The organism is Streptomyces sp. NPDC127068 (assembly GCF_042724695.1).
In the GTDB taxonomy this organism is placed as follows: Bacteria; Actinomycetota; Actinomycetes; order Streptomycetales; family Streptomycetaceae; genus Streptomyces.
In genome coordinates, this window is record NZ_JBHXEN010000019.1 from 13,182 (window position 1) to 38,707 (window position 25,526).

Below are 25,526 nucleotides of genomic sequence, written 5' to 3' on the forward strand. Positions count from 1 at the left end.
GGGGCGTACCGGGGACCGCGGCGCTACAGGGACTGCGGGAAGGTGAAGAAGCCCGACGGGTCGTACGTGGCCTTCACCGCCCGCAGTCGTCCGGCCGCCGCCCCGTAGTAGGCGGTGCGCCAGTCGGTCAGCGCGGCGTCGGTGTAGTTCTGGTAGGCGGCACCGGAGGCGTGCCGCCGCATCGCGGTGTGCGTCCCGTCGAGCCAGCCCGACGCCGCGGTGCCCGCCGTTCCCGCCGTCCAGGACACCAGGTACTGGGCCAGCATCCGGGAGCGACGGTGCACGAAGGCCGTCGCGGTCGGGGCGACCCGGTTCACGGCCCCGCCGAGCGCGGTCAGCGACACGCTCCCCGACCCGCCGCGCACCCCCTCGATCCGGCCGAGCAGGGCCCGCACCCCCGCCTCGGACAGGGACTGGTCGAAGAAGTCGGACCGGGCCGCATAGGTCTCCCGGCTCAGCGCGCCCCGCGGGGAACGCCCCGGGACCTCCCCCGGCAGTCGGCACTGCGCCGCCTCGCCGAAGCCCGAGCAGCCCGCGTACACCTCCATCGCCGCCGCGTACGACAGGCGCCGCAACCGGACGCTGCTCGCCGAGGCGCCGATGCGGTCGGCGAGCCGGTCCACCGCGTTCTGGAGCTCGCCGTACGTACCGAGCGAGAAGCAGTTGACCGCCACCCGCGGGGCGCCGCCCGGCGAGCGGGTCAGGTGCAGCGAGGACCAGATCTCGTCGGGCTGTGTGGGTCCCCACGCCTGCCACGCCTTCAGGACGGCCGCCGCCCGGGCCCACGGCCAGGTCAGCCGGCCCGAGACGGCGCGGGGTGCGGGACGGGTACGGAAGCGGAGTTCCGTGACGACGCCGAAATTGCCGTTGCCGGCGCCGCGCAGCGCCCAGAACAGGTCGCGGTTCTGTTCCCGGTCCGCGACCAGCTGCTTGCCGTCGGCGGTGACGATCCGCGCCCCGACGAGGTGGTCGCAGGTCAGCCCGTAGGCGCGGGACACCACACCGTGGCCGCCGCCGAGGGTGAGCCCGCTGATGCCGACGGTCGGACAGGAGCCGGCCGGGACGGTCACCCCCCGGGCGGCGAGCGTCCGGTAGACGTCGATGAGCTTGGCCCCCGCGCCCACCACGGCATCGGCGCCGTCCGCGCGGATGCGGGACAGCGCGGACACGTCGACGATCAGTCGCCCGTTGCCGGAGGACCAGCCGGTGTACGCGTGGCCGCCGTTGCGGATCGCCACCCGCATCCGCCGGGCCCGGGCGTACGCGAGGACGGTGCGGACGTCCTGTTCGTGCCGCACGTAGGCGACGGCGGCGGGGCGCAGCCCGTCGAAACGGGTGTTGTAGAGGACCCGGGCGGTCTCCCAGACGCGGTCGCCGGGCCGCACCAGCGTTCCGTCGAGGTCTCGCGCCAGGTCCCGCCACCGTGCGGGGACCCTGGTGGGCGCCGCGCGGGAGGCGGAGGCGAGCGTGGCGGGTGCCTCCGTGCTCGGTGCCGGGGAGGTGCGGGTGCCGACCGCTGCTCCGTCGTCCCGGGCGCCACCGCCCGTGCAGCCCGCCAGGGTCGTCACCGCGATCGCCGCGCCCGCGCCGATGAAGCCGCGCCGTTCCATGTCCGCCTCCCCCGGGGCCCGGTCGGCGGCACGCGGTGTGCGTCGCCCCGCCGACCGTCCGGCGCGCGACCGCCCGCCCCCACGCCCGTTCGTCCGTCACCCCCGTAGAGCCGTGGCGGTGCCGTTCGGTTCCCGGGCGGGTTCAGCCCAGGGGGCCGGACCGGTGTCCCTCGGCGTCCGAACGGGCCTTGCTCCGGGCACGGCGGGCCGCGCCGCGCCAGCCGCAGCTACAGGACGCGTTGACGAAGCGGCCCTGCTCCACGGTGGTGGTGCGGTGTTCCGCGGCGGTGGGGGGTTCGGTGAGATCCAACTCGTGCGCCACGGTTCCACGGTAGCGCCGCGGGGGCGCCATGCGAACCCGAGCGTGACGGGCGCCGGGACACGTCGTTAGGCGGAACGACACAGCACGGTGCCCTGACTCGTATCGACAGCTTCTCGACAGCCATGGGGGTCGGCGATGGTGGTGCGGCAGTACAGGCGGAACCCGGGCGCGGTCCTCGCGGCCGTCGCCGTGACGGGGCTGCTCGCTGGGACCACCGGGTGCACCGAGGCCGGGGTCGTCACCGGACAGTTGCCCCCGGCCGATCCGGTGGACGCCGTGCACCGGGCCGCCGCCCGGCTGGTGGGCGCGGGGACCGCCAAGGCCCGCACCGCGATGGACATGGCGACCGGCGGCACGCGGGTCACCATCCGCGGCGAGGGCGTGTACGACTTCGCGCGGCGGCTCGGTCGCTTGCGGGTGGTGCTGCCGCAGGACCCCACCGGAAGCCCTCGTCAGCGCCCCATCACCGAACTGTTGGCGCCCGGGGCGCTGTACATGAAGAACCGGGGGGCCGGGGTGCCCGCCGACAAGTGGGTCCGGGTCGACACCGCGTCCGTGTCCGACGGCAACCTGGTGACCGGTGGCGTCACCGATCCGTTCGCCGCCGCCGAATTGCTGCGCGGGGCCCGTGCGGTGCGGTACGTGGGGGAGACCAGGGTGGCGGGCACACCGGTGCGGCACTACCGGGGGACCGCGGACCTCGCGCGGGCCGCGGCCGTGGCGTCCCGGGAGACGAGGAGCGCCCTCGCCGCTGCGGCCAAGGGCTTCTCCACCCGTGAGGTGCCGTTCGACGTGTACCTCGACGAACAGGGGCGGGTGCGGAAGGTACGGCACCAGTTCAGCTTCGTGAACGAGCGGCACGCGGACGCGGTGGCCGTCGCGTCTACGACGCTGCTGTTCGGGTTCGGCGCACCGGTCGACGTACGGCTGCCGGACGCGGGGGACATCTACGCGGGAAAGATCGCGGAAGGGGCGTGAACCGGGGCCGCGCGCGCGGAGTGCACGGCGCGCGAGCCGCGGCAGGACGCTGGCAGGCGCAGAAGGGGCGTAGTCGTCAGGGCGGGGCGGAAATGGTCCGTCCGTGCCATGCGCGGTGTGTAGTCGCTGCCTACTCTAGGAAGTCGGTGGCGGCCAGGAAGAGGTGATGTGTGTGGCTCCGTCCAGGGGAACGGCAGTGCAGGACCACGTCGCTCTTGCTGAGATCGAGCTGTGCGGCGAGTTGATCATCGCTGCGAGTGCGTCGCACGAGGAGCGGTTGAGTGCGGCCCTCATCGACGAGGTGCTGCGGGTGCGCAGTGCGGCGGACGAGGGGCCGGTCATCGGCAGGACCGACGGCCGGACCGGGTGACCGCACGGCGTACGGCGTTCGCCCGACCGCGTACCGGTGTCGAGCCGCACCGGTACGCGGTCGGGGTCGCCGTACGGATCAGGTGCGGAGCAGCCGGGCGATGGCCTTCGACGCTTCCTCGACCTTGTCGTCGATCTCCGAGCCGCCCTTGAGGGCCGCATCGGCGACGCAGTGCCGCAGGTGCTCCTCCAGGAGCTGGAGGGCGAACGACTGGAGGGCCTTGGTGGAGGCGGACACCTGGGTGAGTATGTCGATGCAGTAGGTGTCCTCGTCCACCATCCGCTGCAGGCCGCGGACCTGCCCCTCGATCCGCCGCAGCCGCTTGAGGTGCTCGTCCTTCTGCTTGTGGTAGCCGTGGATGCCCAGGTCGTGGTCGGTGATCAACTCCGTGGTCCCCTCGGTCGCCGCCGCGCTGGATCCGGAGCAGCAGGCGCCCGTCGTCGTCGAGTCGGTGTCGGTGCTCGCCATGGCGTCCTCCGTACTGTCGCCGCGCGGAGCGGCAGCCTCAAGGTTGTATACCCCTAGTGGGTATATGGTACCGAACTTTTCCGGGTACGGGACGGTTGGACGGACCCGGTGCCGTCCGGTGCGTTCCATGAGCGACACTGGTGGAACGCCGGTTAGCGTGACTGGATGATGCGCCTGGCATCAGCCTGACCGAAACCACAGCATCCCGAGGACCCCACGTGCGTTTTCGTCTGACCCCCAGGGAGACGAGCTTCTACGACATGTTCGCCGCGTCCGCGGACAACATCGTCACCGGCTCGAAGCTCCTGATGGAACTGCTCGGGGCCGACGCGTCCGATCGGGCCGAGATCGCGGAACGGATGCGCGCTGCCGAGCACGCGGGCGACGATGCCACCCACGCCATCTTCCACCAGTTGAACTCCTCGTTCATCACGCCGTTCGACCGTGAGGACATCTACTCCCTCGCTTCCTCCCTCGACGACATCATGGACTTCATGGAGGAGGCCGTCGACCTGGTCGTCCTCTACCAGGTCGAGCAGCTGCCGAAGGGCGTGGAGCAGCAGATCGAGGTGTTGGCGCGGGCGGCCGAGTTGACGGCCGAGGCGATGCCGCACCTGCGCACGATGGAGCACCTCACCGAGTACTGGATCGAGGTCAACCGGCTGGAGAACCAGGCCGACCAGATCCACCGCAAGCTGCTCGCCCACCTCTTCAACGGCAAGTACGACGCCATCGAGGTGCTCAAGTTGAAGCAGATCGTCGATGTGCTGGAAGAGGCCGCCGACGCCTTCGAGCACGTGGCGAACACGGTGGAGACCATCGCCGTCAAGGAGTCCTGACCTTCGTGGACACCTTCGCGCTGGTCGCGACCATCGGGGTCGCGCTGTTCTTCACGTACACCAACGGGTTCCACGACTCCGCGAACGCCATCGCCACCTCCGTTTCCACCCGGGCGCTGACGCCCAAGGCCGCGCTGGCGATGGCCGCGGTGATGAACCTGATCGGTGCGTTCCTTGGCAGCGGGGTGGCCAAGACGGTCAGCGAGGGGCTGATCGAGACGCCGCACGGCAACAAGGGGATGGGCATCCTCTTCGCCGCGCTGGTCGGCGCGATCATCTGGAACCTGGTGACCTGGTACCTCGGGCTGCCCTCGTCCTCCTCGCACGCCCTGTTCGGCGGCATGGTCGGCGCGGCGCTCGCGGGCGGCACGGACGTCATCTGGTCCGGGGTGTTCGACAAGATCGTCATCCCGATGTTCCTGTCGCCGCTGGTCGGGCTGGTGGTGGGCTATCTGGTGATGTGCGCGATCCTGTGGATGTTCCGCCGGGCCAACCCGCACAAGGCGAAGCGCCACTTCCGGATCGCGCAGACCGTCTCGGCGGCGGGCATGGCCCTCGGGCACGGCCTCCAGGACGCGCAGAAGACGATGGGCATCGTCGTGATGGCCCTGGTGATCGCCGACGTCCAGGCGTCCGGCGACGAGATCCCGGTGTGGGTGAAGATCGCGTGTGCGGTGATGCTGTCGCTCGGCACCTACGCCGGCGGTTGGCGGATCATGCGGACCCTGGGGCGGAAGATCATCGAGCTGGACCCGCCGCAGGGGTTCGCGGCGGAGACCACCGGCGCGGCCATCATGTTCGGCTCGGCGTTCCTGTTCCACGCGCCGATCTCCACGACCCATGTGATCACCTCGGCGATCATGGGGGTCGGGGCGACGAAGCGGGTGAAGGCGGTGCGCTGGGGGGTCGCCAAGAACATCGTCCTCGGCTGGTTCATCACCATGCCCGCGGCGGCGCTGAGCGCCGCGCTGAGCTTCTGGGTCATCCAGCTCGGCTTCGGCTGACCTGACCTGACCTGAATTGGCCGGGCCCCAGCGCCGGTGGGTGGCGCCGGGGCCCAGTACCGGGGGCCCAGTATCAGGGGTCAGAACGCGGGGCGCACCGCGCCCACCTCGGCCGCGCCGCCGGTGAGGGGCGCCCGGCCGATGCGGTCCACCACCTCGTCATGGACGTCCAGCTGGTGCAGCACCCGGGCCAGGACGGGACCCAGGGCCCGCCCGCCGCCGTCCTCGATCTTGAAGGCGAGGGCGCGTCCGTCGGGCAGCGCCACCGCCTGGACCGCCTCGGCGCCCATCTTCGCCAGCGTTCCCGGCACCGCCCGCATCAGCCAGGTGTCGGCCCGCCGGGTCCCCGCCACGTACTCGGGGTGGCTGCGCATGGCGTCCGCCCCCGGCCGTGCGGGCCCCCCCTCGGGCGCCCGCACGAAGGAGCGGAACGCCCGGGCGAGCCCGGTCAGGGACAGCGCGAACAGCGGCGCCCCGCACCCGTCGGTGCCCGTCGCCGCGACGGTTTCCCCGGCGGCGTCCTCGACCGTGTCGCGCACCAGGAGCTGGAGCGGGTGGTCGGGGTCGAGGTAGGAGTCGAGCGGCCAGCCGTTGCGCAGACAGGCGGCCAGCATCGCCGTGTGCTTGCCCGAGCAGTTCATGGTGACCCGGTCCCGGGTGCCGCCGGCCGCCAGGTACGCTTCCGCCTCCGTCGCGTCGAGGGGCAGGTCGGGCGGGCACTGGAGCTGGTCCGCGGTGAGCCCGTACTCGGTGAGCAGGGTCCGCACCAACTCCAGGTGAAACGATTCGCCTGAATGGCTCGCGGCGGTCAGGGCGAGCCGCCGGCCGGTGAGCGGGACCCCCGCCCGCAGGATCGCGGCGGCCTGCATCGGCTTGTTCGTCGACCGGGGGAACACGGGTGCGTCGGCGTCCCCGAGCACCCGTTCCACCCCGCCGTCCGCGGCGAGCACCACCAGGTGCCCCCGGTGCCGCCCCTCCACGAAGCCGGACCGCACCACCTCGGCGAGCACCGGCGGTACGTCGGGCCGTGGCTCCGGGCCGGTGAGGGGGGCCGGCGGCCCGGGGACGGGGGCGGGGCTGGCGGACATGGCTGGTGGCCTCCGGGAGACGGCCCGTGACCAGCCGCCCGGGATCGCCGGGCCGACGGGGTCAGACGAGCAGGTCGTCGACTTGTGCTTCGCCCTCACGGTACCTGCGGGCGATCTCGGCGCTGCACTCGTCGGTGGTCCGCTGGAGGGTCTGTCGTCGTCCGGACACCTGCTGCTCGTACTGGACGAGCCGTCCCCGGGCGTCCCGCAGCTCCTGGTCGGTGCGGGCGGCGAGGTCGGACAGCTCGACCTCGCCGAGCATCTCCGCGGCGAGCCGCCGGTACTCCTCGCCGTGCGGGGTGCCGAGGGTGACGTGCCGGGCGGAGGAGCGGTGCCGGGCGGGCTGGTCGGCGAGGATCTCGGACAGCCGGTCCACGACGGGCGCCTTCGGAGCGGTGCGCCGGCCGAGCTCCGCGCACAGGATGTCGATGCGGCCCTGGAGCAGCCGCCGTACGTAGCTGAGGTCGGCCTCGTCCCGTTGGGCGTCCCGGCGCAGCCCGCGCAGCTCGGGCAGGGTCAGCGCGGTCAGGTCGGGTTGTGGCAGCCGTTCGAAGAGCGGGGTCTGGGCGGTGCGCTGTGCGGGTGGTCGCGCGCCCGTTCGCGTGCCGCCCTTCACGGTGCTTCTCGTCCGCGGGCTCGTCCGGGTCAGTGACACGGGTACGGGCTGCTGACGCCCGGTACTCGGTGTGCTCATGTGATCGTTAACCGTCCCCTCGACCGGTGCGGCCTACCGCCTGGGAAGCATCGTGCCACCCCGAGTGGGCGCTATGTGACCGAGTGCCCCCGATCGGCCCCGGATGGGGGGTTCGGGAGCATGCGAGTGCCCCCGGATGGGCGTGGGGGCACACGACCGGCGGGTGCGGGCATGATGGTGCGCATGCGAGCGGTGGTGCAGCGGGTGGACGGGGCGGACGTCGTCGTCGAGGGCGAGACGGTCGGCGAGATCGACGGGGAGGGCCTGTGCGTCCTGGTGGGGGTGACCCACGGGGACACCCCCGAGCAGGCGGCGCGGCTGGCCCGCAAACTGTGGACGTTGCGCATCCTCGACGGGGAGCGGTCCTGCTCCGACACGGGCGCCCCGCTCCTGGTGATCAGCCAGTTCACCCTCTACGGGGACGCCCGCAAGGGCCGGCGGCCCACCTGGAACGCGGCGGCCCCCGGCGAGGTGGCCGAGCCGCTGGTCGACGAGGTGGTGGCCCGACTGCGCGAGCTGGGGGCGAAGGTCGCCACGGGGCGGTTCGGCGCGTCGATGCGGGTGTCCCTGACGAACGACGGCCCGTTCACCGTACTGCTGGAGGTCTGACCCCCTCCGGCGGCGGGCCGTCTCGCGCGTCTCGGGTGTTCAGGGGGCGACGACGGTCTCCTGGGCCGCGGCGGTGGTGTCCGCGAGGAGGTCCGCGTCCACGGGGACGTTCCGCTTGATCAGCGCGAGGGCGATCGGTCCCAGTTCGTGGTGGCGGACCGAGGTGGTGACGAACCCGATCGCGCGTCCGTCGGGGCCGTCGGCGGCGCGCCGCAGCTCCGTGCCGCGGGGCGGGAGGTGCACCTCGCTGCCGTCGAGGTGGAGGAAGACCAGCCTGCGGGGCGGCTTGCCGAGGTTCTGCACCCGGGCGACGGTCTCCTGGCCCCGGTAGCAGCCCTTCTGGAGGTGCACGGCGGAACCGATCCACCCCAGCTCGTGCGGGATCGTGCGGTGGTCCGTCTCGAAGCCCAGCCGGGGCCGGTGGCCCTCCACCCGCAGCGCCTCGTACGCGAGGACGCCCGCCGGCGGGCCGAACGGGCCGCTGCCGGAGAGGTCCGCCAACCGGGCGCGCGGCAGGAACAGGTCCCGCCCGTGGCCGGTCTCCCGGACGACGACGTCCTCGGGTACGGGGGCGATGGACCCGGCGGGCAGGTGGACGACGGCGAACTCGTCCGTGCGGTCGGCGACCTCCACCCGGTAGAAGAACTTCATCGACTCCAGGTACGCGATCAGCGCCTGCTGCGTGCCCGGCTCGACGTGCACCCACACCGTCGTGCCGTCGTCGACGAGGTACAGGGCGTGCTCGATGTGTCCGTTGGCGGACAGGACCAGGGCCTCGGTGGCGCGGCCGGGCGGCAGTTCGCTGACGTGCTGGGTGAGCAGCAGGTGCAGCCAGGCCAACCGGTCGTCGCCGGTGACGGTGAGGACCCCGCGGTGCGACAGGTCCACGAAGCCGGTGCCGTCGGCGAGGGCGCGCTGTTCACGGAACAGGTCGCCGTAGTGGCCCGCGACGCCTTCGTCCACGCCTTCGGCGGAGACGGCACCGGGCAGCGACAACAAGGGGCTCTTCATATCCACTCAGGGTACGACCCGCTGCGGCCCGGGATTATTTCCCGGTGGCGTCCCGGTCCTCGCCGGCCGCCGGTTCGGGTCCGGCCGCCGGTTCGGGTGCGGTGCGGCAGCTCCCGCACCGTCCGAAGATCGCGAAGTGCTTCATGTCGGTGTCGAAGTCGAAGGCGGCGTGCAGCTTCGCGGTGAACTCGTCGGCGACGGTCACGTCCGCTTCGATGACGCCCGAGCAGTCCCGGCACACCAGGTGCAGGTGGTGGTGACGGGCGGCGAGGTGGTAGGTCGGCGCCCCGTGCCCGAGGTGGGCGTGGCTGACCAGGCCCAGTTCCTCCAGCAGCTCCAGGGTGCGGTACACGGTGGAGATGTTGATCCCGGACGCCGTCTTGCGCACCTCGCACAGGATGTCGTCGGGCGTCGCGTGTTCCAGCGCGTCGACGGCCTCCAGCACCAGCTGCCGCTGCGGCGTCAGTCGATAGCCGCGGCGCCGCAGGTCGGCCTTCCAGTCGGTGCTCACCACGCGACCAGTGTAGGCAGGGCGGGGCGCGTCGGGGCCCGGCCGACGCAATCCCCCCGGGACGCTGGCGGAAACGCGACGGCCCCGGCGCGAAGGTTCTTGCGCGGGGCCGTCGAGGGTCGCCGGGGGCCGTGGGGCCGGCGGGGCTACTTGAAGAAGGCGATGCCGTCGTCGGGGAGGTCGCCGAGGTCCTTCGCCCAGTTGGCGACGTCCTCGGGGCTGACGACCTTCTTCAGGTGGGCGGACATGTACGGGCGCAGCGGGACGTCGGGCGTCTGCTTCTCGCCGACCCACATCAGGTCGCTCTTGACGTAGCCGTACAGGCGCTTGCCGCCGGTGTAGGGGCCGGAGGCCGCGGTCCGCGCGACCGCGTCGGTGACCAGGTCGATCTGCGGCTTCTTGTCGGCCAGCTCGCCGTACCAGATCTCGACGACGCCGTCGTCACGGACCATGGTCACCTCGACCTTGCGGTCCGCGTCGATGCGCCAGAAACCGGCCTCGGACTCCAGCGGCTTCACCTTGTTGCCGTCGTTGTCGAGGATCCAGGTGTGGGAGCGGTACTCCAGGAAGTCCCGTCCGTCGTGGCTGAAGGTGACCTCCTGTCCGAAGTTGGCCTTTTCGGCCCCGGGGAAGTCGGTGACGCCCGCGCCCGCCCAGTTCCCGAGGAGGAACGCGAGGGGGACGAGGTCCTTGTGCAGGTCGGACGGGATCTCGATCATGAGCGGAGGTTCCTAGGTGGGGATCAGCGCTGGCCCTGGTACAGCTTCTTCACAGCCAGCCCCGTGAAGGCGAGGACGCCGACGCAGACGAGCGCGAGAAGGACTTCGAAAAAGATGACCACGGGGTGCTCCTCGGTGGGCGGTCGGGCGGGGCCGGCGGTACCGGGCCGGGCCCCAGTTTAGTGGGCGGGGGCCCGGGCTTCGCGGTGAGGTCAGCCGAGCAGCTGACCCTGGAGGGTCACGGTCTGTTGGAACGGGACGTCACGGGGGCCTCCCGCCCGGGACTGGGTGACCAGGCCGATGGTGTCGCCCGCGGTGAGGAAGGCGAGGCGGGTGTGCTTGCGGCCCTGCGGCTCGGCGTCCGTGAAGGGGTACGCGGTGACGTACTGCTGCTGGGCCTCCTCCGGGAAGTCCCGGTCGCGACGGGCGACCGACACGTCCTTGAGTTCGTAGACGGGACCCGTGCTGCTCCAGCCGTGGGCGAGCCGCCAGGACTCCGCCGCGCCCGTGCTGCCGAACCGCAGCAGGTAGACCCGGGTGCGGGTGCCGTCCGGCGTGGTCCAGCCCCGGGCGGCGATCCCCGGTACGGCGTAGTCGATGAGCTGCTGACGGGTCTCGGCGCGGTCGTCGGGCAGGGCGAAGAGCTCCGCGAACTCGCCGGGGGGCAGCCAACCGTCCTCGTCCTTCAGGCCCGGGTCGGGGACCGAGCCCCGCGGCGCCGGCAGCAGGAGTTCCCGCAGCGGGGCGTGGTGGACGGCGGCCGGGTTGTCCTCCGCGAAGGGTGCGGGGGAGCCCTCGGGCAGCGCGGGCCGCTCGATCCGGGGGTAGTCCCACCGGCCGTCGGACCCGGTCGCCAGGCCGGGCACGTCGGTGCGCTCGACCGCGGTCAGGCCGTAGCCGGTGCCGGTCGCCGCGGCGGCGCACACCAGTACCGCCGCCGCCCAGCGGACGAGGCTGCCCGGGCCGCGGCGCGGGCCCTTCGGGGGCGCCTCGTCCTCGGTGGCCACCGGGGTCTGTGCGATCGTCTCGATGGTCATGCGGGCTGCCCCTGCTGGGTGAGGCGGTCGAGTTGACCGCCGATGAGTCCTAGGCGGTCCTGGTCCAGGGGCCCGGCGGAGTGCACGAAGGCGAGCATCAGCACGTCGCCGACGTGGGCCACGCACTCCAGCGAGTCGACCCGGTCCGAGGGTTCGCTGGACTCCTTCGGTTGGATCGAGGGAAACCGGTAGCAGCGGGCTTCGTGGTGCCCCTCCGGTGTCGGCCCCGGCACGGCGCCGGGCTTCTTCGCGAGGGAGTCCGCCATGATCCGCGCCACGGGCCCGGTGTTCTTGCTCGGCAAGCGGGACAAGGAGATCCGGACGACGTTGCCCTGCCCGCCGTACTCGCGGGCGTAGCTCCGCACGGCCATGGCCTCGACGTCACTGTTCGCGAGACCCCGTTCCAGGTCTCGGCGCTCGTCGTCCGACCAGGTGGGGTTCCCGGCCCGGAACCGTTTCCTGATCTCGTCGCCGCTCAGGACGGTGTCGTGACCGCCGAGCTCGACGTCGTCGGGACCGGGTCGGTAGCCGTGGTCCGCTTCGTACGGAACGAGGAGTGCGGCGAGTCCTTCGGGGTGCTTCGCCGACTGTTCCGCGGGGTCCGCGAACGTCCAGCCGGGTGCGGGCGGGGTGCGGTCGGCGGTGGCCACCGTCGTGGCGGTGACTCCGGTGGCGACGACGGTCGCGCCGGCCAGGGCGAGGGCCGTCACCAGCTTGGCCCGCCGGCGCCCGGTCGTGGGAGCTTCCTCGTTCACAGCCGGGCCACCTGTCGTCGGGTCAGTTCGCTGATCTCCTGCTCGGCGATCGGCGTGGTGCCCGTGATGATCACGCGTACGACCACGTCGCCGCGCCAGGCATGGGCCTGGCCCAGGTACATCGGTCGGCCGTCGACCTGCTCGGGCGTCGTGTGCGTGAACACCATCCCGTTGCTCGAACCGGGCAAGGCGGTGCCAGGCGTCCCGCTCTCTCCGGCCGCCTGGTAGCTCATCGCGTCCACCACGCGGGGGAGATGGTGCTCCGGGCCTGTTCGGTACTGATCGAGCTGGATCTTGACCCCGCGGCTGCCGGTGCGCCAGGTGGCCTGGGCTGTGCGGCGGAAGTCGTGATCGACCAGGTTGCTCAGCCGCCCCGCCGGGATGCCGTACAGCGCCAGCTGCCGGCCGAGCGGCGACCAACCCCGCAGGTCGCGTGCCCCGCGGGGTGCGGGGAGCAGCAGCGCGCGCAGGTCGCCGTCGGTGCGGGCGGCGGGGTCGGCCGGGGCGGTGTCGCCGCGGGGCGCGGTCGGGACGACCGGCTGGGAGAGCGGTGCGAGCGGGGTGGGGGCGCGGTCGGCCTGGACCAGGTAGCCGACGCAGGCACCGGCGATGACACCGAGTGCCGCCGCTCCGGCGAGCAGCGGGAGTGTCCTCCTCCGGGGGCGGCCGGGTGCGGTCCGGGGCCCCTCGTCGGGTCTCGGTGGTTCCACGGGTTCTCCTCTGAGGATCAGTTCAACGCAGGGGAGACCCGCGGGCACACTGTGTGGTTGTGGGATACACGATTACGATTCGGGCATGGCGAAGAAGCTCGTGATCAAGGTGACGGCGGGTGCGGACGCGCCCGAACGGTGCTCCCAGGCGTTCACGGTGGCGGCGGTCGCCGTGGCCAGTGGCGTCGAGGTGTCGTTGTGGCTGACCGGGGAGTCGGCGTGGTTCGCGCTGCCCGGGCGGGCTGCCGAGTTCGAACTGCCGCATGCGGCGCCGCTGCCCGAGCTGATCGAGGGGGTGCTGGCCGGGGGGTCGGTCACCCTGTGCACGCAGTGTGCGGCGCGGCGCGAGATCACGCAGGGCGATGTGCTCGACGGGGTACGGATCGCGGGGGCGCAGGTGTTCGTCCAGGAGGCGATGGCTGACGACGCGCAGGCGCTCGTCTACTGACGTACCGCCGCTCGTACGGGGCGCCTGCGGCGGGCTCGTGCGTTCGTGCGGGTGCGTGGTGGTTGCCCGCGCAGTTCCCCGCGCCCCCTTCGGGTGCGTTCACCTGGCGGTGGGCTGTTTCCGTGCGGGTGCGCGGTGCGTTTGCGCAGTTCCCCGCGCCCCTGATGGGGCGCTCCTCATCGTCGTCGTCGCCCCACCCGGGCCCCGACAGGGGCGCGAGGAACTGCGCGAGCAACCCCCACGCACCCGCAGGGCCCCCGGAGGCGCAACAGCGCACCCGCACGGGAACAGCGCACCCGAAGGGGGGTCAGCGTTTGCCGTCGAGTTCGTCCCACCACTCGTCGGACTTGGGGTCACCGGACGGCGCGTCCCACCAGCGGTCGTCGGGCCCCCGACGGTTGGCCATGATCGCGGCGACCGGCGGGATGAGCATCGCGACCAGGCACATGGCGACGGCCGCGGGGACCGACCACAGGCGCACCACCGACCACGCCAGGACGAAGAGCACCACGCACGTGCCCATCATGGCGAAGTACACATGCCGCCTGCGTGCGTACATGTCTCCAGCGTACGTCCGGTGCCTGGGCCCGGCCCGATTGGAAGGCCCGTGGGCGACTGCTCGCTTCAGGCGACGGTCTCCAGTGTCTCGCCGAGGGTGGTCCGGCCCGGTGTGTCGGTGGGCAGCTTTCGGTGGAGGGCGAGTGCGCGGGTACGGGTGAGGCCCGTGCGGTAGACGGTCGGCAGGTCCGTGTACGTGCGGGTCGCGAGGTGGGCAGCCGCCTCACGGTCACCGTCCTGGGCCTTGCACGTGGCGGTGTCGAGGGCGATGAGGGCGCGGGTCATCAGCGATGGAGTCCGGGACAGTTCCAGGGCACGCCGCTGGGTCTCGTACGCACGGTCCGTCTCACCGAGCAGGGTGAGCGCCTGGCTCAGATGGACGTGGTGCTTCTGCGCGGGGTATCCGAACCAGGTGTCGGCACGCTGCTCCGGGGCGAGGCGTTCGGCCATGTGCTCCACGTCAGCGACTGCCTGCCGGGCCTCCTCGCGATGGCCGGCCGCGGCGAGCGCACGGGAGGACACGGCCGCGGCGAGCGCGGCAGCGGCCGAAGGGCGCCGACCTGCGAGGTGCCGGGCCCGGCCCGCCAACTCGGCTGCCGCCTGCGGAGCGCCGTAGTTCAGCGGAACCATGGCTTCGCGCGCGAGCACCCAGGCGTGCAGGAGCGCGTCTCCCGACTGCTCGGCCGCCCGGGAAGCGGTACCGAACCACCGGTGGGCCTCACGGTGGTGTCCCAGATCGTGCAACACGATGGCCACCATGCCTGCCATCCGACCGGTCACATGGCACAGTGCCGTACGGGCCTTGACCGTCTGCGGCTCGGACAGCCGCACACCGAGTTCCGCGAAGTCGTCGAGCAGCCCGGCCAGCACCTCCGCGGGCGACTGCCCGTGGTAGCCGTGACCGTAGCGCTCCGCCGTCGAATCCCAGAAGCCCAGGTCGGTGGAGCTCCGGTGGGCAGCCAAGGCCGCATCGACGTCGTGACGGGTGGCGGACAGAGCAGCGGCGAGCCCGGGACCTGCCGTACCGGCAGCGAGCGCGCCGCGCAGTGCGTCGCGGCGCTTCATCGGATCTTCTCCATCATGGTCATCCGGTAGGGGAGGTGGTGCGTCCACCTCCCATGGCCTCATGGCCAAGCCTAAACGCCCGCCTGGAATCCTGAGCCCGTCAGCGATCCGTTCCAGCACGGGAAGCGACGTGACGCTGCCGTCGCCCTGGGCGAGTTGACTGATGCGCTCGGCTCGGATGCCGGTCGCTTCGCTCAACTTGTTGTAACTCAGACCGGCTTCGCTGTGCGCCAGCGCGAAGACGGAGCCGATGTCACCCCGGTCTAGGGCTGCGACCAGCCGAGGGTCCCGTTGCAGAGATGCCGGGAGCGCACCGTGCGACTTCGGAAAGTACATGCTTCCCCTTCGCTGAAACACCCCCACGAACTGTACGCAGGAAGGGGGCCCCTTGATGGGGTTACCTCCCGCTTCGACCCGCCCTTAACTGAATGCGCGCAGGGAGGACTTCGTGCCCTCGACCTCATGAATGCCCCCGGAAAGGACCAGCACATGCCCACCAATGACCCTCCACCCCAGCCCGGGGCCCTAGTCCGCGACACCCAACGGGACACGCTGGGCCTGTTCATGGGGGAGGTGGGCGGGCGGTGGCTGTTGCGGCCCCTGGGCGGCGGTCGGGAGTGGGAGGCGGAGCCGTCACAGGTGGAGGCCGTGGCGGCGCCCGTGCCCCGGGCCGTCCGGTACCGGTTCGGGGAGTGGACGCACGCTCCTGGCGCCGGGCTCCGACTGCTCCCCTGGTCGTCACCCGAGGGCAAACCCTGCTACCTGGCGACGGCCGACGAGGACGGATACCTCGCCCGGCTCGCAGACGGAGTGGAGGCCACCCAACTCGGCATGGCGGAGGACCTGCTCGGACACGCCCGCTCGATGCTCGACGAACCCAAGCTCACCGTCCCGGAACTCAGGTTCACCGTGGCCCGGGTGGCGGAGGCGTTGAGCGACACGCTTCGGGTGGCCCACAGCCGGGGCCGGCGCTCGGGATGAGTGGACGCTCTGCGCAGCGCGAAAAGCCCGGAGTGCCGTACCCCGGTCCAGTGGCGTCCAACCCCTGGGGTACGGCCCTCCGGGCCGCTTCGTTGCGCGGTGGCCGTCAGACGGCGATCGCGACCTCGGCGAGTCCGCCGGTCTGGGCGACGACGGTACGGTCCGCCGTGCCGCCGGGCACCAGCGCGCGCACGGTCCACGTGCCCTCGGCGGCGTAGAAGCGGAACTGACCGGTGGCCGAGGTGGGCACCTCGGCGGTGAACTCGCCGGTCGAGTCCAGCAGTCGGACGTAACCGGTGACGGGCTCGCCGTCGCGGGTCACCTGACCCTGGATCGTGGTCTCACCGGGCTTGATCGTCGAGGCGTCGGGGCCGCCGACCTTGGCTCCACACATATGCGTCTCTCCTGAGTGGCTGTCTGGCTGTCGGTCGGGGGGGTTACTTGGCGGGGCCGAGCTCGATCGGCACGCCGACGAGGGAGCCGTACTCGGTCCACGAGCCGTCGTAGTTCTTGACGTTGGTCACGCCGAGCAGCTCGTGCAGCACGAACCAGGTCAGGGCGGAACGCTCACCGATGCGGCAGTACGCGATGGTGTCCTTGCTCAGGTCGACCTGCTCGTCCTCGTACAGCGCCTTGAGCGCGTCGTCGGACTTGAAGGTGCCGTCGTCGTTGGCGTTCTTCGACCACGGGATGCTGCGGGCGCTCGGGACGTGGCCCGGGCGCTGCGACTGCTCCTGCGGGAGGTGGGCCGGGGCGAGCAGCTTGCCCGAGAACTCGTCGGGGGAGCGGACGTCCACCAGGTTCTGCACGCCGATCGCGGCCACGACGTCGTCGCGGAAGGCGCGGATCGAGCTGTCCTGGGCCTTGGCCTTGTACGTGGTGGCCGGGCGGGCGGGGATCTCGGCGACCAGGTCGCGGGAGTCCAGTTCCCACTTCTTGCGGCCACCGTCGAGGAGCTTGACGGAGTCGTGGCCGTACAGCTTGAAGTACCAGTACGCGTAGGAGGCGAACCAGTTGTTGTTGCCGCCGTAGAGGACCACCGTGTCGTCGTTGGCGATGCCGCGCTCGGACAGGAGCTTCTCGAAGCCGGCCTGGTCGACGAAGTCGCGGCGGACCGGGTCCTGGAGGTCCTTCTGCCAGTCGATCTTGATGGCGTTCTTGATGTGGTTCTTGTCGTACGCCGAGGCGTCTTCGTCGACCTCGACGATGACGACCTTCGGGTCGTCGAGGTTGGCCTCGACCCAGTCGGCGTCAACCAGGACGTCGCTACGGCTCATGCTCGTTCTCCTCCGGGGCAGTTCGGGGCAGTTGCGGCGGGGCAAACACAGGGGATCAGGGCGCGCGGCGCGGAGCCCGGGTGTCCGGGGTGGCGCCTGGCTGCGCGGGCCTGGGTGGAACCGGCCGCCGGGGCGGCTCGATGAGGCGGGACCGCGCGGTTCGTCGGGGTCGGTGACCGAGGGTCGGGGTCCGCTCAGACAGTGCGACAGAGCATGGCGGCGACGCGGCACAGGTCGACTGCCCGCCGCTTCGTCAGATCCGCCTGTCCCCGCGTTCGGGGACCGCTCAAATAGCACTGCATGGGGACGATCGTAGGTAGCCGGGGGCGGCCGTGTCACCGATGTTTCACATGGCGAGACGGGATCATCCGCTATTCGGGATGGGTGGGTCCCGGCGGGCCGGCGGGGCGGGGTCCGGTGGACCTTCGCGCGGGGTCGTATCTGAGGTACGGACTTCGGCGTCTCGCACTGTGGACGGAGGGGGTTCCGCAGGGCCTCGGGGGAGGTGTTCCGCGAGGTGGCCGACGACCGGGGACTACCCGACGAGGCGGACGTTCGAACCCTTCACGGAGATGTTCACCCCGTCCGGGGCGGCCTCGACCTTGTCCAACTCGATGCCCGCGGGCAGGTCGCTGATCCGCTGCCGGAAGTCGGTGATCTCCCGGACCTTGTCCTCGGCGAGCGGCACCCCGAGGTTCGGCAGCGAGTCCGCGTCCACGGTCACCTCGCCGTTGCGCACGGTGGCGGAGCTGGTCACGGTGATCGGCTGCGGGAGCTTGCGGCCCATCACGGTCGCCTCGACGGACACCGCTATCTTGCCGTCGCCCCCGTCGGACAGCCCGATGACCTTCGCGGTCACCCCGCGGGTCAGCTGCACCGGCTTGACCTGTGCGGCCTTCAGGAGCTCGGGGTAGGAGACGAGCGCGGTGCCGGTGGCGCGCTTGGCGGTGGCGGAGGAGAAGTCGCCGGAGAAGTCGACGTCCGTCATCCGGGCCGTCAGCTTCTCGATCCGGACCGGCTTCGCGCCGTTGCCGCTGCCGGTTCCGGCGTTCGCGTCGTAGTCCTTGATGCTGACCTCGACCTCGTCCAGGGTGCCGCTCGCCGCCTGGGTGAGGAAGGGGAAGCCCTTGATCGAGACGTCGGGCGTGCTCGCCAGACCCTCGCTGGTGCGCAGCCGCCCGGCGGCCTCGTCCTCGGCGAAGAACACGGCGAGTCGGTCCGCGGCGACGAACAGGCCGCCCAGGATGACGGCCACGATCAGGAGTATGCGTAGTGCGCGCATGAACGGTCTCTTCCCCCGGCTGCATCGGTCGTAGACGGCGAGCCTAACCCCGTCCACAGGCTGTGGACGGGGCCGGTCGAAGGTTGTGGACCACCTGTGACGAGCCGGGTCCCGCCCCTCGTCGGGAGGGCGGGACCCGGCTCGGGACCGGGCCCGGGGGGCGTCCGTGCGGGGTCAGCCGAGGGCGCGGCCCAGGAAGTACACCGCCGGGCCCGCGGCGGCCAGCGGCAACGCGACGCCCGCCGTCATGTGCACGAACCGCGACGGGTAGTCGTAGCTGGCGGCCCGGTGCCCGACCAGTGCGCAGGCGCCGGCGGCGAGGCCGAGCAGCGCACCGTCCGAGCCCAGGTCGGTCAGCCCGCCGGCCAGGAACCCGCCGCCGGCCGCGGCCACCAGCGCCACCAGGACCGACACCACCGTGGGGAGCGGCAGGGCCCGGGCGAGCACGGCCGCGGCGACGGCGAGCGCCCCGACGACCACCGCGTCCGGTTCGGCGCCGAGGTGCCCGGCCGCCACCACCGCGAGCGCCGCCGACACCACCTGGGCCAGCAACCCGTACAGCCGTTCGTCCGGGCTGGCGTGGCTGCGCAGGGTCAGGACGATGGACAGCAGCACCCAGACGCCGAGGGTGCCGAGCACCGCGGCGGGCGTGTCCTCCCGGCCCGCGACGAGCAGCGCCACGTCGGCGACGAGACCGCCCAGGAACGCCAGGGCGATGCCCTGCCGGGCGGGCCACATGCCGTTGAGCCGGAACCAGCCGGCCGCCGTCACCGCCTGGAGCAGCGCCACCGGAAGGAACAGGGCGTACTGGTGCAGGGCCCCGGTGCCGGCGATCAGCAGCGCGAGGACCGCGGTCAGTGCGGCGGGCTGGAGCCCCGGCTCCAGGATCTGCGGCCGACCCTCCGCCCGGGCCCGGTCCGCGGCGGTCGCGTACTGCGGCTCCGCGGCGGGCGCCGCGTCGGAGCCGGTGCCGGTGCTCCCGGTCGTGGTGCTCCCCGCGTCGGTCTGCTGGGGGGCGCCCGGGTCGGTGGCCTGCGGTGTGGTGCGGGTGCCCCGGCCGTACGTCTGCGGGGGGCCGTACGCCGGACCCGGCGCGGCCGGCGCGACGGGGGCGACCGGTGCGTACGGGGCGGGCTGCTGCTCCTGCGCGGGTACGGGGGGCTGGAGCTGGGTCTCCCAGGTGGGCGCCTGCCACTGCTGGGTCTGCGGCCCCTCGTCGTACGGCTGCTCCGCGAAACCGGGGTGACCCGTGTGACCCGGGTACTGGTCGGGGTACTGGTTGGCCGCCGGCGGGAACGCACCGGGCGCCTGCCCCTGCTGCTGTCCGTACTGCTGCTGTCCGTACGGGGCGTGCCCGTACGACGCGCCGCCCTGCGGGTGCGACGGGTGCGGCTGATAGGGCTGATGGGCCATGGAGTCGTGGTCTGACTGGTCAGGCATCGTGCGGGGTCACCCTCCTGCGAACGGCGGGAGCACCTCGACCGTGCCGCCCTCGGCCAGCCGTACCGTCTCGTGCCCCCGGGTGCCGACGGGCTCGCCGTCGACCAGGAACGAGCTGCGGTCCAGCACGCGTACCAGTTCCCCGGGGTGGCGCTGTCGCGCACCGGCCAGTGCCTCGGCCAGGTTCCCGGCGTCGAACGGTTCCTCCGCCACCCCCGCGGCGGCCTTCGCCGCGGCCCAGTAGCGGATCTTCCCCCTCGCCATGCGTCGCCCCTCCGGAGTCCTCTGGTACGGCTCCCATCATGCCGTGCCCCGGGTGTCCGTCGTGCCCGTGCGGCAAGGCGGAGGGACGGTTCCGTGAGCGGCGGCACACTCCGGGCGACACGTTGACCCTGCCTACGGGGGAGGCATGTGGGTTATTCTGCTGGCAGAGGACTCGGGCGAAGTGGCCCCCGGGTCCTTTTGTGCTTTCCGGCGCGTTGTATACGACTCTGGAGTCGTGACGGGACAGAGTGCGCAGCAACATGAGCAGGACGAGCAAGAGCAGCAAGAGCAGTACGAAGCAGTGCCGTAAACGTCCTCGCAGGGACCGAGGAGGAACCGACGTTATGGGCGAGCGAACCGTGCACGCAGGCAGGACGACCCGGGCGGGTGGAGTGCGATGAGCTCCCTCCTGCTCCTGACCAATGCCCTCCAGCCCTCGGCGGAGGTGCTGCCCGCGCTCGGACTGCTCCTCCACAACGTCCGGGTGGCGCCCGCCGAGGGCCCCGCCCTGGTCGACACCCCCGGGGCGGACGTGATCCTCGTGGACGGGCGGCGGGACCTGCCGCAGGTGCGCAGCCTGTGTCAGCTGTTGCGCTCCACGGGACCCGGGTGTCCGCTGATCCTCGTGGTGACGGAGGGCGGGCTCGCGGCGGTGACCGCGGACTGGGGGGTGGACGACGTCCTCCTCGACACCGCGGGGCCCGCCGAGGTCGAGGCGCGGTTGCGGCTCGCGACGGGTCGCCAGCAGATCGGGACCGACGACTCCCCGATGGAGATCCGGGGCGGTGACCTGTCGGTGGACGAGGCGACGTACAGCGCCAAGCTGAAGGGGCGCGTACTGGACCTCACCTTCAAGGAGTTCGAGCTGATCAAGTACCTCGCGCAGCACCCCGGGCGGGTGTTCACGCGGGCGCAGCTGCTCCAGGAGGTGTGGGGCTACGACTACTTCGGGGGCACCCGGACCGTGGACGTCCACGTGCGGCGGCTGCGCGCGAAGCTGGGCCCGGAGAACGAGTCCCTGATCGGGACCGTCCGCAATGTCGGGTACCGGTTCGTCATCCCCGAGAAGCCCGACAAACACGACAAGCAAGACAAGCGGGACAAGCAGAACGAGCGAGAGGGTGCCGACCGGCGCGACGGGCGCGACCGGGCCGGCGAATCTGCGGGTTCGTCGCGGTCCCCCGCCGCCGCGCCCGTTCCGGGTGGGGTGCCGCACCGGCTGCGGGGGTGACCGGGCGGGGTTCGGGACGGTCGGCGCCGGACGTACGGTGGTCGTCGCGGGACCTGCGGTGGTCGGTGCCGGACCGGCATGGTCACCGTGGGATCGCCCTCGGGTCACCGGAAGATCCCAGAGAACGGACGACCCGCTCATTTCGGGGTCTCTCCGCGTAGACTTCGCGCGTGGCCAAGGTGACTCGGGACGATGTGGCGCGGCTGGCGGGTACCTCGACCGCGGTCGTCAGCTATGTGATCAACAACGGACCCCGGCCGGTCGCCCCGGCCACCCGGGAACGCGTGCTGGCCGCGATCAAGGAGCTCGGGTACCGTCCGGACCGCGTCGCCCAGGCGATGGCCTCCCGGCGCACGGACCTCATAGGCATGATCGTCCCGGATGCCCGGCAGCCGTTCTTCGCGGAGATGACGCACGCGGTGGAACAGGCGGCGGCCGAGCGCGGCAAGATGGTGCTCGTCGGCAACTCCGACTACCTCGACGAACGCGAAGTGCACTACCTGCGCGCGTTCCTGGGCATGCGGGTCTCCGGTCTGATCCTGGTGAGCCAGGGCCCCAGCGAGACCGCCGCGGCCGAGATCGACGCCTGGGACGCCCGGGTGGTGCTGCTGCACCGCAGGCCCGAGGCGATCGAGGACGTGGCCGTGGTCATCGACGACGTGGGCGGCGCCCAACTCGTCACCCGACATCTGCTGGAGCACGGGTACCCGTACGTCGCCTGCCTGGGCGGCATCGAGGAGACCCCGACCGTGGGCGACCCGGTCACCGACCACGTCGAGGGCTGGCGCCGCGCGATGGCGGAGGCGGGCCGCTCGATCGAGGGACGTCTGTTCCAGGCCCCGTACAACCGGTACGACGCGTACCAGGTCGCGTTGGAACTGCTCGCCGGACCTCGTAGGCCGCCGGCGATCGTCTGTGCGACCGACGACCAGGCCATCGGGGTGCTGCGGGCCGCCCGGGAACTGCGGATCGACGTTCCCGGGGAGCTGGCCGTCGCGGGTTTCGACGACGTGAAGGAGGCCGCGTTGACCGATCCGCCGCTGACGACCGTCTCCTCCGACCGGCCCGCGATGGCCCGCGCGGCCCTCGACCTCGTCCTCGACGACAGCCTGCGGGTGCCCGGTTCCAGGCGGGAACGGCTCAACCTGTTCCCGTCCCGCCTGGTCATCCGCCGGTCCTGCGGCTGTCACTGATACCCGGTCGACGCCGCCGCGGGCGCTCTCCCCGCAGCTCTGCCTACGCCTCCGAGCGGTACATCAGGTCCGTCTCGTGGGTGACGAAGCCGAGGCGTTCGTACACCCTCACCGCGGCGGTGTTGTCGGCGTCGACGTAGAGCATCGCGGTCGGTGCGCCCGTCGCGGCGAGGTGGCGCAGCCCGATCGTGGTGAGCGCCTTGCCGAGTCCGCCGCCCTGGACGCCGGGACGCACCCCCAGCACGTACACCTCGCCGAGTCCCTCCTCGGCGTGCACCTTCGTCCAGTGGAAGCCGACGAGTTCGCCGTCCCGCTCGGCGAGGAAGAACCCGGACGGGTCGAACCAGGGCTGTGACGTGCGGGCGTCCAGGTCGCGCTGGGTGAGCGAGCCCTGTTCCGGGTGGTGGGCGAAGGCCGCGGCGTTCAGCGCCAGCCAGTCGGCGTCGTCCCGGCCCACCACGAAGGTCCGTACGGTGACGCCCTCGGGCAGGACCGGGTCCGGGAGGTCCAGGGCGGTCAACGGGCGTCGCATCTGGCGCAGTTCGCGGAACAAGGTCAGGCCGAGCACCTGGGCGAGGTGGCGCGCGGCGGAGTGGCCGCCGTGCGCCCAGACCCGTAGCCGCTTGCCGGTTGCGGCCAGCAGGGCGGTGCCGAGGGCGCGGCCGTGGCCCCGGCCCCGGAGCGCGGGCCGGACGACCAGTTCGGCCGCGGGGGCCTCCACCGGGTCGGTGTCCTCCAACTGTGCGTAACCGGCGAGTTCGTCGCCGACGAGCAGCAGCAGGTGGCGCACGCCCTCGCGGGTCCCGCCGCTCAGCTGGAGCCGGCCCTGCTCGGACACGGCGGGTTGGCCGTCCTCCCGGGCCGCCTCCTCGATCAGCTCCAGCACGGCGTCCGCCTGGTCGGCCGTGAGCGCCGTCAACGTTTCGATCCGCCGCAGCGGTCCGCCCGCAGGCACAGTCTCGCTCGTCATGCCCCCGAGCCTACGTCCCGGGCCGACGCTTGCCGGGGTGGTGGTGCGGTGGCGCGGTGGCCCGCGGGTTCCGCCCCCGCAACCACTCCGTAATCCTTACCCCCTGTTGCGCTACGCGCGTTGACTCTAGGCTTCCGACGATTGCCACCGACGACCGCACCCACCCAGGGGGCCCCGTGCGAATCCATTCGACCCCGTCCAGACGGAACTTCCGCGTCCTCGCCGCCGTGGCCGCCGCCGCCACGGTCGGCGCGCTCACCGCAGCCCTTCCCGCCTCCGCCGATTCCGGTCGGGGCGACCGTGACGAGCACCGTGGTCACGGCCACGGTTCGTCCCGCACGGTGGACGTCCAGCTGCTGTCCTTCAACGACCTGCACGGCCACCTGGAGCCGCCCTCGGGCTCCTCGGGCAACGTGACGGAGCGTCAGCCCGACGGGACGACGAAGCAGATAGCGGCCGGTGGCGTCGAGTACCTGGCCAGCTCCCTGCGGGACGCCCGCAAGGGCGAGCGGTACTCGGTGACCACCGCGGCGGGCGACCTGATCGGCGGCAGCCCCATGCTGTCCGGTCTGTTCCACGACGAGCCCACCATCGAGGCCCTGAACGAACTGGACCTGGACGTCGCGGGCGTCGGCAACCACGAGTTCGACGAGGGCATCAAGGAACTCCAGCGCATCCAGCGCGGCGGCTGTCACCCCACGGCCGGCTGTTACGAGCCGGGCCGGAAGTTCGAGGGGGCCGACTTCCCGTACCTCGCGGCCAACGTGACCAACGAGAAGTCGGGCCGCCCGGTGCTCGCCCCCTACTGGGTGTGGAAGGAGAAGGGCGTCAAGGTCGGGTTCATCGGGATCACCCTGGAGGGGACGCCGGACATCGTCTCGGCGGACGGCATCAAGGGCCTCAAGTTCCACGACGAGGTCGAGACGGTCAACAAGTACGCGAAGGTGCTGGAGCGCCAGGGCGTGAAGTCGATCGTCGCCGTGATCCACGAGGGCGGCTACCCGGCTTCGACCTCGTACAACTACGACTGTGACTCGCCGGGTGCGGGCGACGGCATCTCCGGTCCGATCGTGGACATCGCCAAGGGCATCTCGCCGCAGGTGGACGCGCTGGTGACCGGGCACACGCACCAGCCGTACGCGTGCACGATCCCGGACCCGTCGGGCAAGCCCCGCACGGTGACGTCCGCGGCGTCGTTCGGCCGTCTGTACACGGAGACCACGCTCACGTACGACCGGCGGACCAAGGACATCGTCCGCACCAGCGTGAAGTCCGCGAACCACGTGGTCCGGCGCGACCAGCCGAAGGCCGCGGACATGACCGAGCTGATCGGCCGCTGGAACAAGCTGGCCGCTCCGGTGGCCAACCGTCCGGTCGGCTACATCTCCGGTGACGTCCCGGGTCGCGGCGCCACGACGCCCGAGACCCCGCTGGGCGATCTGATCGCCGATGCGCAGCTCGCGCACGCCAAGTCGCTGGACCCCAAGGCTTCGCTGGCCCTGATGAACCCGGGCGGCATCCGCGGGGACCTGGTGCACCGGGCGAGCGGGGCCGAGGGCGACGGTGTGGTCACCTTCGGCGAGAGCTTCACCGTGCAGCCGTTCGGCAACACGGTGAACCTGGTGGACCTGACCGGCGCCCAGCTGGTCACCGCCCTCCAGCAGCAGGTCACCGGCTCCAACACGGCCGCCCCGAAGATCCTCCAGGTCTCGGACGGCTTCACGTACACGCTGGACCTGACCAAGTCCGGTGCGGACCGCGTCGTGGTCGACTCGATCCGGCTGAACGGTGCGCCGCTGGACCCGAACGCCACGTACCGGGTCGCCCTGAACAACTTCCTCACCGGTGGCGGTGACGGGTTCGCCGAGCTGGGCAAGGGCAAGAACCCGCTCGTCGGCGGGGACGACCTCAAGGCCCTCAACGACTACCTCGGCGCGCGTTCGTCGGCCGGGTCCCCGTTGGCCCCGCCGAAGGCGGACCGCATCAACGTCGTCCGCTAGCCCCTAGTTCCTAGCCCCGCCCCACCTGCCTCACCTGCCCGAAGGGGCCGTACGGAACCCGCGTCCCGTACGGCCCCTTCGGTGCGTCTCGG

30 protein-coding genes are annotated in these 25,526 nt (G+C 72.0%); 10 read left to right on the forward strand and 20 right to left on the reverse strand.

Translation table 11 applies throughout. The annotated features are described in order from the left end of the window. Positions 1–23: 23 nt before the first annotated feature. Both ACFWIA_RS14230 and ACFWIA_RS14235 read right to left on the reverse strand, forming a co-directional pair. Positions 24–1,610 (reverse strand): FAD-binding oxidoreductase, encoded by a 1,587-nt coding sequence (locus tag ACFWIA_RS14230; RefSeq protein WP_387003889.1) that lies wholly within the window; start codon positions 1,608–1,610, stop codon positions 24–26. 142 nt (positions 1,611–1,752) lie between these two features. After that, positions 1,753–1,932, reverse strand: a complete 180-nt coding sequence (locus ACFWIA_RS14235; RefSeq protein WP_387003892.1) for a hypothetical protein — start codon at positions 1,930–1,932, stop codon at positions 1,753–1,755. 135 nt (positions 1,933–2,067) lie between these two features. Here ACFWIA_RS14235 and ACFWIA_RS14240 point away from each other — a divergent pair, with 135 nt between their 5' ends. After that, the gene (locus tag ACFWIA_RS14240; RefSeq protein ID WP_387003894.1) at positions 2,068–2,910 is read left to right on the forward strand and encodes a hypothetical protein; all 843 of its coding nucleotides are present in this window, start codon (positions 2,068–2,070) and stop codon (positions 2,908–2,910) included. Positions 2,911–3,076: 166 nt separating this feature from the next. Next, positions 3,077–3,280: a hypothetical protein gene (locus tag ACFWIA_RS14245; RefSeq protein WP_387003897.1), complete on the forward strand. Its 204-nt coding sequence runs from the start codon at positions 3,077–3,079 to the stop codon at positions 3,278–3,280. Between the two features lie 78 nt (positions 3,281–3,358). Here the strand turns inward: ACFWIA_RS14245 and ACFWIA_RS14250 are convergent, their stop codons facing one another. Next, positions 3,359–3,748 carry a metal-sensitive transcriptional regulator gene (locus ACFWIA_RS14250; protein ID WP_385490130.1) on the reverse strand — a complete coding sequence of 130 codons (390 nt, stop codon included), beginning with the start codon at positions 3,746–3,748 and terminating at the stop codon, positions 3,359–3,361. Between the two features lie 218 nt (positions 3,749–3,966). On the opposite strand from ACFWIA_RS14250, the gene ACFWIA_RS14255 reads away from it, so the two are divergent. Together ACFWIA_RS14255 and ACFWIA_RS14260 are read left to right on the forward strand one after the other, a co-directional pair. Next, entirely contained in the window at positions 3,967–4,587 is a 621-nt protein-coding gene (locus ACFWIA_RS14255; protein ID WP_385490127.1) for a DUF47 domain-containing protein, read from the forward strand. A 5-nt stretch (positions 4,588–4,592) separates the two neighbouring features. Then, the gene (locus ACFWIA_RS14260; RefSeq protein WP_385490124.1) at positions 4,593–5,591 is read left to right on the forward strand and encodes an anion permease; all 999 of its coding nucleotides are present in this window, start codon (positions 4,593–4,595) and stop codon (positions 5,589–5,591) included. Between the two features lie 80 nt (positions 5,592–5,671). Here ACFWIA_RS14260 and ACFWIA_RS14265 read toward each other — a convergent pair whose 3' ends face one another. Together ACFWIA_RS14265 and ACFWIA_RS14270 are read right to left on the reverse strand one after the other, a co-directional pair. Then, positions 5,672–6,679 (reverse strand): asparaginase, encoded by a 1,008-nt coding sequence (locus ACFWIA_RS14265; RefSeq protein WP_387003900.1) that lies wholly within the window; start codon positions 6,677–6,679, stop codon positions 5,672–5,674. A gap of 61 nt (positions 6,680–6,740) precedes the next feature. After that, positions 6,741–7,373, reverse strand: coding sequence for an ABC transporter substrate-binding protein (locus tag ACFWIA_RS14270; RefSeq protein ID WP_387003903.1), 633 nt, complete (start codon positions 7,371–7,373; stop codon positions 6,741–6,743). Positions 7,374–7,556: 183 nt separating this feature from the next. Here ACFWIA_RS14270 and dtd point away from each other — a divergent pair, with 183 nt between their 5' ends. After that, positions 7,557–7,982, forward strand: a complete 426-nt coding sequence (dtd, locus tag ACFWIA_RS14275) for a D-aminoacyl-tRNA deacylase (RefSeq protein ID WP_387003906.1) — start codon at positions 7,557–7,559, stop codon at positions 7,980–7,982. Between the two features lie 39 nt (positions 7,983–8,021). Here dtd and ACFWIA_RS14280 read toward each other — a convergent pair whose 3' ends face one another. From ACFWIA_RS14280 to ACFWIA_RS14305, 6 genes are all read right to left on the reverse strand, one after another. Further along, complete coding sequence (locus ACFWIA_RS14280; RefSeq protein WP_387003909.1) at positions 8,022–8,993, reverse strand: YgfZ/GcvT domain-containing protein; 972 nt, start codon at positions 8,991–8,993, stop codon at positions 8,022–8,024. Positions 8,994–9,027: 34 nt separating this feature from the next. Next, on the reverse strand, positions 9,028–9,507 hold the full coding sequence (locus ACFWIA_RS14285; protein WP_387003912.1) for a Fur family transcriptional regulator: 480 nt from the start codon (positions 9,505–9,507) through the stop codon (positions 9,028–9,030). Between the two features lie 143 nt (positions 9,508–9,650). Beyond that, entirely contained in the window at positions 9,651–10,223 is a 573-nt protein-coding gene (locus tag ACFWIA_RS14290) for an FABP family protein (RefSeq protein WP_385490107.1), read from the reverse strand. 212 nt (positions 10,224–10,435) lie between these two features. Then, positions 10,436–11,260 (reverse strand): hypothetical protein, encoded by an 825-nt coding sequence (locus ACFWIA_RS14295; RefSeq protein ID WP_387003914.1) that lies wholly within the window; start codon positions 11,258–11,260, stop codon positions 10,436–10,438. Further along, on the reverse strand, positions 11,257–12,015 hold the full coding sequence (locus tag ACFWIA_RS14300) for a hypothetical protein (RefSeq protein ID WP_387003917.1): 759 nt from the start codon (positions 12,013–12,015) through the stop codon (positions 11,257–11,259). Before ACFWIA_RS14300 ends, ACFWIA_RS14295 begins: the two co-directional genes overlap by 4 nt. Further along, entirely contained in the window at positions 12,012–12,725 is a 714-nt protein-coding gene (locus tag ACFWIA_RS14305; RefSeq protein WP_387003920.1) for a hypothetical protein, read from the reverse strand. The genes ACFWIA_RS14300 and ACFWIA_RS14305 overlap by 4 nt, the downstream gene beginning before the upstream one ends. A gap of 85 nt (positions 12,726–12,810) precedes the next feature. Here ACFWIA_RS14305 and ACFWIA_RS14310 point away from each other — a divergent pair, with 85 nt between their 5' ends. Further along, on the forward strand, positions 12,811–13,173 hold the full coding sequence (locus ACFWIA_RS14310) for a DsrE family protein (RefSeq protein ID WP_387003923.1): 363 nt from the start codon (positions 12,811–12,813) through the stop codon (positions 13,171–13,173). 307 nt (positions 13,174–13,480) lie between these two features. On the opposite strand, the gene ACFWIA_RS14315 is transcribed toward ACFWIA_RS14310, so the two are convergent. Together ACFWIA_RS14315 and ACFWIA_RS14320 are read right to left on the reverse strand one after the other, a co-directional pair. Further along, entirely contained in the window at positions 13,481–13,732 is a 252-nt protein-coding gene (locus ACFWIA_RS14315) for a DUF3099 domain-containing protein (RefSeq protein ID WP_387003926.1), read from the reverse strand. A gap of 65 nt (positions 13,733–13,797) precedes the next feature. Beyond that, the gene (locus ACFWIA_RS14320) at positions 13,798–14,796 is read right to left on the reverse strand and encodes a hypothetical protein (protein WP_387003929.1); all 999 of its coding nucleotides are present in this window, start codon (positions 14,794–14,796) and stop codon (positions 13,798–13,800) included. A 489-nt stretch (positions 14,797–15,285) separates the two neighbouring features. Here ACFWIA_RS14320 and ACFWIA_RS14325 point away from each other — a divergent pair, with 489 nt between their 5' ends. Continuing rightward, a complete protein-coding gene (locus tag ACFWIA_RS14325) occupies positions 15,286–15,777 on the forward strand; it encodes a hypothetical protein (protein ID WP_387003932.1) in 492 nt (163 codons plus the stop codon). 106 nt (positions 15,778–15,883) lie between these two features. Here ACFWIA_RS14325 and ACFWIA_RS14330 read toward each other — a convergent pair whose 3' ends face one another. From ACFWIA_RS14330 to ACFWIA_RS14355, 6 genes are all read right to left on the reverse strand, one after another. After that, entirely contained in the window at positions 15,884–16,171 is a 288-nt protein-coding gene (locus tag ACFWIA_RS14330; protein WP_385490085.1) for a DUF1416 domain-containing protein, read from the reverse strand. A 43-nt stretch (positions 16,172–16,214) separates the two neighbouring features. After that, positions 16,215–17,054, reverse strand: coding sequence for a sulfurtransferase (locus ACFWIA_RS14335; RefSeq protein WP_387003934.1), 840 nt, complete (start codon positions 17,052–17,054; stop codon positions 16,215–16,217). 194 nt (positions 17,055–17,248) lie between these two features. Further along, positions 17,249–17,356, reverse strand: a complete 108-nt coding sequence (locus tag ACFWIA_RS14340; RefSeq protein ID WP_385490079.1) for a putative leader peptide — start codon at positions 17,354–17,356, stop codon at positions 17,249–17,251. Between the two features lie 233 nt (positions 17,357–17,589). After that, positions 17,590–18,336 (reverse strand): DUF2993 domain-containing protein, encoded by a 747-nt coding sequence (locus ACFWIA_RS14345; protein ID WP_387003937.1) that lies wholly within the window; start codon positions 18,334–18,336, stop codon positions 17,590–17,592. A 174-nt stretch (positions 18,337–18,510) separates the two neighbouring features. Continuing rightward, entirely contained in the window at positions 18,511–19,776 is a 1,266-nt protein-coding gene (locus ACFWIA_RS14350; protein ID WP_387003940.1) for a hypothetical protein, read from the reverse strand. Positions 19,777–19,785: 9 nt separating this feature from the next. Continuing rightward, the gene (locus tag ACFWIA_RS14355; protein ID WP_387003942.1) at positions 19,786–20,040 is read right to left on the reverse strand and encodes a MoaD/ThiS family protein; all 255 of its coding nucleotides are present in this window, start codon (positions 20,038–20,040) and stop codon (positions 19,786–19,788) included. Positions 20,041–20,437: 397 nt separating this feature from the next. Here ACFWIA_RS14355 and ACFWIA_RS14360 point away from each other — a divergent pair, with 397 nt between their 5' ends. Together ACFWIA_RS14360 and ACFWIA_RS14365 are read left to right on the forward strand one after the other, a co-directional pair. Then, positions 20,438–21,271, forward strand: a complete 834-nt coding sequence (locus ACFWIA_RS14360; protein ID WP_387003945.1) for a response regulator transcription factor — start codon at positions 20,438–20,440, stop codon at positions 21,269–21,271. 170 nt (positions 21,272–21,441) lie between these two features. Beyond that, entirely contained in the window at positions 21,442–22,464 is a 1,023-nt protein-coding gene (locus ACFWIA_RS14365) for a LacI family DNA-binding transcriptional regulator (RefSeq protein WP_387003948.1), read from the forward strand. A gap of 43 nt (positions 22,465–22,507) precedes the next feature. On the opposite strand, the gene mshD is transcribed toward ACFWIA_RS14365, so the two are convergent. Beyond that, complete coding sequence (gene mshD, locus ACFWIA_RS14370; RefSeq protein ID WP_387003950.1) at positions 22,508–23,434, reverse strand: mycothiol synthase; 927 nt, start codon at positions 23,432–23,434, stop codon at positions 22,508–22,510. Between the two features lie 182 nt (positions 23,435–23,616). On the opposite strand from mshD, the gene ACFWIA_RS14375 reads away from it, so the two are divergent. Next, on the forward strand, positions 23,617–25,434 hold the full coding sequence (locus tag ACFWIA_RS14375) for a bifunctional metallophosphatase/5'-nucleotidase (protein WP_387004170.1): 1,818 nt from the start codon (positions 23,617–23,619) through the stop codon (positions 25,432–25,434). The last annotated feature ends 92 nt before the right edge of the window (positions 25,435–25,526 follow it).